Source organism: Arthrobacter sp. JCM 19049, assembly GCF_001310435.1.
Window position 1 is genome coordinate 1 of the sequence record NZ_BAXF01000244.1, and the last position, 3,260, is coordinate 3,260.

General features: G+C 67.8%; 5 protein-coding genes and 3 pseudogenes. 6 read left to right on the top strand and 2 right to left on the bottom strand.

What is annotated here, in order from left to right:
- Positions 1–3: 3 nt before the first annotated feature.
- The 4 genes and pseudogenes from JCM19049_RS10270 to JCM19049_RS23465 form a co-directional block, all read left to right on the top strand.
- Positions 4–443 (top strand): annotated as a pseudogene (locus JCM19049_RS10270) (KUP/HAK/KT family potassium transporter); the annotation flags it as partial.
- Positions 444–507: 64 nt separating this feature from the next.
- The gene (locus JCM19049_RS10275) at positions 508–999 is read left to right on the top strand and encodes a KUP/HAK/KT family potassium transporter (protein ID WP_054821538.1); all 492 of its coding nucleotides are present in this window, start codon (positions 508–510) and stop codon (positions 997–999) included.
- Positions 906–1,106: pseudogene (locus JCM19049_RS23460) on the top strand (potassium transporter Kup); the annotation flags it as partial. The gene JCM19049_RS10275 and the pseudogene JCM19049_RS23460, both read left to right, overlap by 94 nt.
- 104 nt (positions 1,107–1,210) lie before the next feature.
- The gene (locus tag JCM19049_RS23465; protein ID WP_374700286.1) at positions 1,211–1,363 is read left to right on the top strand and encodes a hypothetical protein; all 153 of its coding nucleotides are present in this window, start codon (positions 1,211–1,213) and stop codon (positions 1,361–1,363) included.
- Between the two features lie 76 nt (positions 1,364–1,439).
- Here the strand turns inward: JCM19049_RS23465 and JCM19049_RS10280 are convergent.
- Both JCM19049_RS10280 and JCM19049_RS10285 read right to left on the bottom strand, forming a co-directional pair.
- Positions 1,440–2,063, bottom strand: a pseudogene (locus JCM19049_RS10280) (redox-sensing transcriptional repressor Rex); the annotation flags it as partial.
- A gap of 44 nt (positions 2,064–2,107) precedes the next feature.
- A complete protein-coding gene (locus JCM19049_RS10285; protein ID WP_246049548.1) occupies positions 2,108–2,356 on the bottom strand; it encodes a glutaredoxin family protein in 249 nt (82 codons plus the stop codon).
- A 115-nt stretch (positions 2,357–2,471) separates the two neighbouring features.
- Here JCM19049_RS10285 and JCM19049_RS20090 point away from each other — a divergent pair, with 115 nt between their 5' ends.
- Entirely contained in the window at positions 2,472–2,735 is a 264-nt protein-coding gene (locus JCM19049_RS20090; protein ID WP_279402934.1) for a hypothetical protein, read from the top strand.
- The coding region (locus tag JCM19049_RS10290; protein WP_279402935.1) for an HAD-IB family hydrolase at positions 2,720–3,260 on the top strand (541 nt) is incomplete at its 3' end. The genes JCM19049_RS20090 and JCM19049_RS10290, both read left to right, overlap by 16 nt.

The following is a 3,260-nucleotide window of genomic DNA, read 5'->3' on the forward strand; positions in this document are numbered from 1 at the left end:
ATCATGCTCGGCTGGTTCCTCCTCCTGGCGGCGCTGGGGCTGCCGCAGATCGCCGCGCACCCGCAGATCCTGCTGGGATTGTCCCCACAGTGGGCCGGCCTGCTGCTGCTGAACCACCCGGTGCAGGGGTTCATCCTGTTTGGGGCGATCGTGCTGACGGTGACCGGGGCCGAGGCCCTGTACGCGGACATGGGCCTGTTCGGCGCCCGGGCGGTGCGCCGGGCATGGCTGTGGGTGGTGATGCCCGCCCTGCTGCTGGTGTACCTGGGGCAGGGCGCCTGGTGCTGGGTAGCCCGCAGGCGGTGGAAAACCCGATGTTCTACCTGGCCCCGCCGGCCCTGCGGGTGCCGCTGGTCATCTATGCCACGCTGGCCACCGTGATCGCCTCCCAGGCGGTGATTGCCGGGGCCTACTCGGTGACCCGCCAGGCGATGCGGCTGGGGTTGCTGCCCCGGCTGAGCGTGAAGTACACCTCCCGGCGCGACGAGGAACAAATCTACCTTCGGCGTGAACTGGGTACTGTTGGCCGCGGTGCTCACCGTGATGGTGGTCGCCGGGTCCTCGTCCGGGCTGGCCAACGCCTACGGCCTGGCGGTGACCGGGACCCTGCTGCTGGAATCGGTGATCTTCCTGATCTTCGCGGTGCTGGTGTGGCGCTGGCGCTGGTGGAAAATCGGAGCTACCTGCTGGCCATCGGGCTGCTGGAAGTGGTGCTGCTGGCGGCGAACTCGGCCAAGCTGCTGTCCGGGGGCTGGGTGCCGCTGGCTGGCCGGGGGCATGCTGGTGGTGATGACCACCTGGCAGCGCGGGTTCCGCACCGTGGCGGCCTACCGGGCCGAGCTGGAGGCTCATTCAGCGGCTTTGTGGAAGCACTGTCCGCCACCAACCTGCGCCGTACGGCCGGGGTGGCGGTCTTCCCGCACCCGAACCTGCACAGCACTCCCCTGTCGTTGCTGCTGTGCACCCGGATTTTCCGGATGCTGCACGAACAAGTGGTGATCGTGCGGATCGCCTACGCGCACAGCCCGCACGTACCGGTGCACTCGCGCTTTGAGGTGGACCAGCATTTGAGCGCCAGCCACGGCATCACCCGGATCACCATCCACACCGGCTACCTGGACCGGCAGAACATTCCGGCGAACCTGGCGCTGGTGCACGACCAGGTGCCGAGTGCGAGATCGATTTCAGCCAGGCGCTGTATTTCCTCTCGGTGCTCACCCTGCACAGCCCGCACCCGGAAAGCCTGCGCCGGTGGCGGCGCAGGCTGTTTGTGGCATTGGAGAAGAACCAGGCCCCGCGCGCGGAAATGTTCCAGCTGCCGCCCGAACGCACCATCGTGCTCGGCTCCGAGGTGCGGCTCTGAGGTGGAGCCCAAGAATCCTAGGTTTCGGTCCCCAACCCGGGCAGTGGCCCCTGCCCGTTTCCAGGTCGTTGCGCACCGCGTGGTAGGCCAGGATCTGCAATTCGGTGGACAGATCCACCCGGCGCACCTCCACCCCCCTGGGGGCACGGATGACGTGCGGGGCGAAGCTGAGGATGCTTTTCACCCCGGCATCGGCCAGCTGGTCCACCAGCGGCTGGGCCGCCGCGCCGGGCACCGCCAGCACCGCGATGTTGATCTGCTGCTCGGTGACCACGGCGTCCAGTTCGGCTGCGTCGCGCACCACCAGTTCCCCGACCCGATGCCCCACAAGGTCCGGGTCGCTGTCCAGCATGGCCTTGACGTGGAAGCCGCGGGAACGGAATCCGGCGTACCCGCTCAGGGCGCGCCCGAGGTTGCCGGCCCCGATGATCAGGACCCGCCAGTCCTGATCCAGGCCCAGGGTGCGGCTGATGTGGTCGGCCAGTTCGCGCACCACGTAGCCCACCCCGCGGGTGCCGTAGGAGCCCAGCAGCGACAGGTCCTTGCGCAGGATCGCCGGATTCACCCCGGCCGCCTCGGCCAGGACCCCCGAACTGGTGCGTTCCACGCCCTGGGTGTCCAGGGCGTTCAAGGCCCGCAGGTACTGCGTTAGACGCATCAGCGTGGCCTCGGGCAGGATTCGCGGTTCGGATAGGGGCAAGGAGGGCTCTTTCGGTTGGGGTCAGCGGCGGAACGGGCTGCGGCCTAGTGCTCGCGCAGCAGGCGTTCGAGCCGTTGCGGGTCGATTCGCCAGAAGTCCCGGACCTGCCCGTCGATCAGCAGCACCGGCACCTCTTCATGGTGTTGCTCACGTAATTCTGGGCGGGTGTCGATGTCCACTTCACTGAAGCTCATTCCCAGGCGCGAGGTCACCTCGGCCACGGTCTGGCGGGCGGCAGCGCACAAATGGCATTCCTGGCGCACCAACAGCTGGATTTCGGGAGTCTGTTTCACCCTTCCATGTTCTCACGCCGCATCCCGGGCACGGGTGTTGGCGCCGCTTTGCGACGCCCCGCCCGGGGCCGGCCCCGCGGGAAGAAGCGCAGGGCCACCGGCTAAACTTGGGCTAATGGAAGCCAACGAAGTACGGGACACTGCGCAGCATCCTGCCCCCACCGAGGGGCGGATCGCGGCGTTCTTTGACGTTGACAACACCCTGGTGCGCGGTGCCTCGCTGTACGCGGTGGCCCGCAAGATGCACCAGCACAAGTTCTTCCACTTCCGCGAGGTGCTGTTCTTCGCGCTCAAGCAGCTCAGCTTCCTGGCCCGTGGGGAGCACCTGGGCGACATCACCGCCATCCGTGACCGGGCCTGGACATGGTGCGCGGGGTGAAGGTCGAGCAGATGCGCGAGCTCGGGGATGAGATCTATGACGAATTCATTCACCCCAAGCTGTGGGGCGGGACCGTGGCCATTGCCCGCCAGCACCTGAACGTGGGGCGCGAGGTCTGGCTGGTCACCGCCACCCCCACCGAGGTGGCCGGGGTGATCGCCCGGCGCCTGGAACTGACCGGAGCCCTGGGAACCCGGGTGGAAAGCGAAAACGGGGAATACACCGGACGGCTGACCGGCCCCATCCTTCACGGCGCGGACAAGGCGCAGGCGGTGCTGGAGCTGGCCCAGCAGCAGAACATCAACCTCGCTGGGTCCTGGGGATACTCGGATTCCTACAATGACGTGCCGTTGCTGGAGGTTGTCGGCCACCCGGTGGCCATCAACCCCGATGCCCGGCTGCGCGCCTACGCCAAGGAGCGCGGCTGGCAAGTTTATGACTTCCGCACCGGGCAGCGTGCGGCCCGGGTGAGCCTGAAGCTGGCCGGGGTCATTGGCGCCCTGTTGGGCGGCCCGGCGCAGCCTG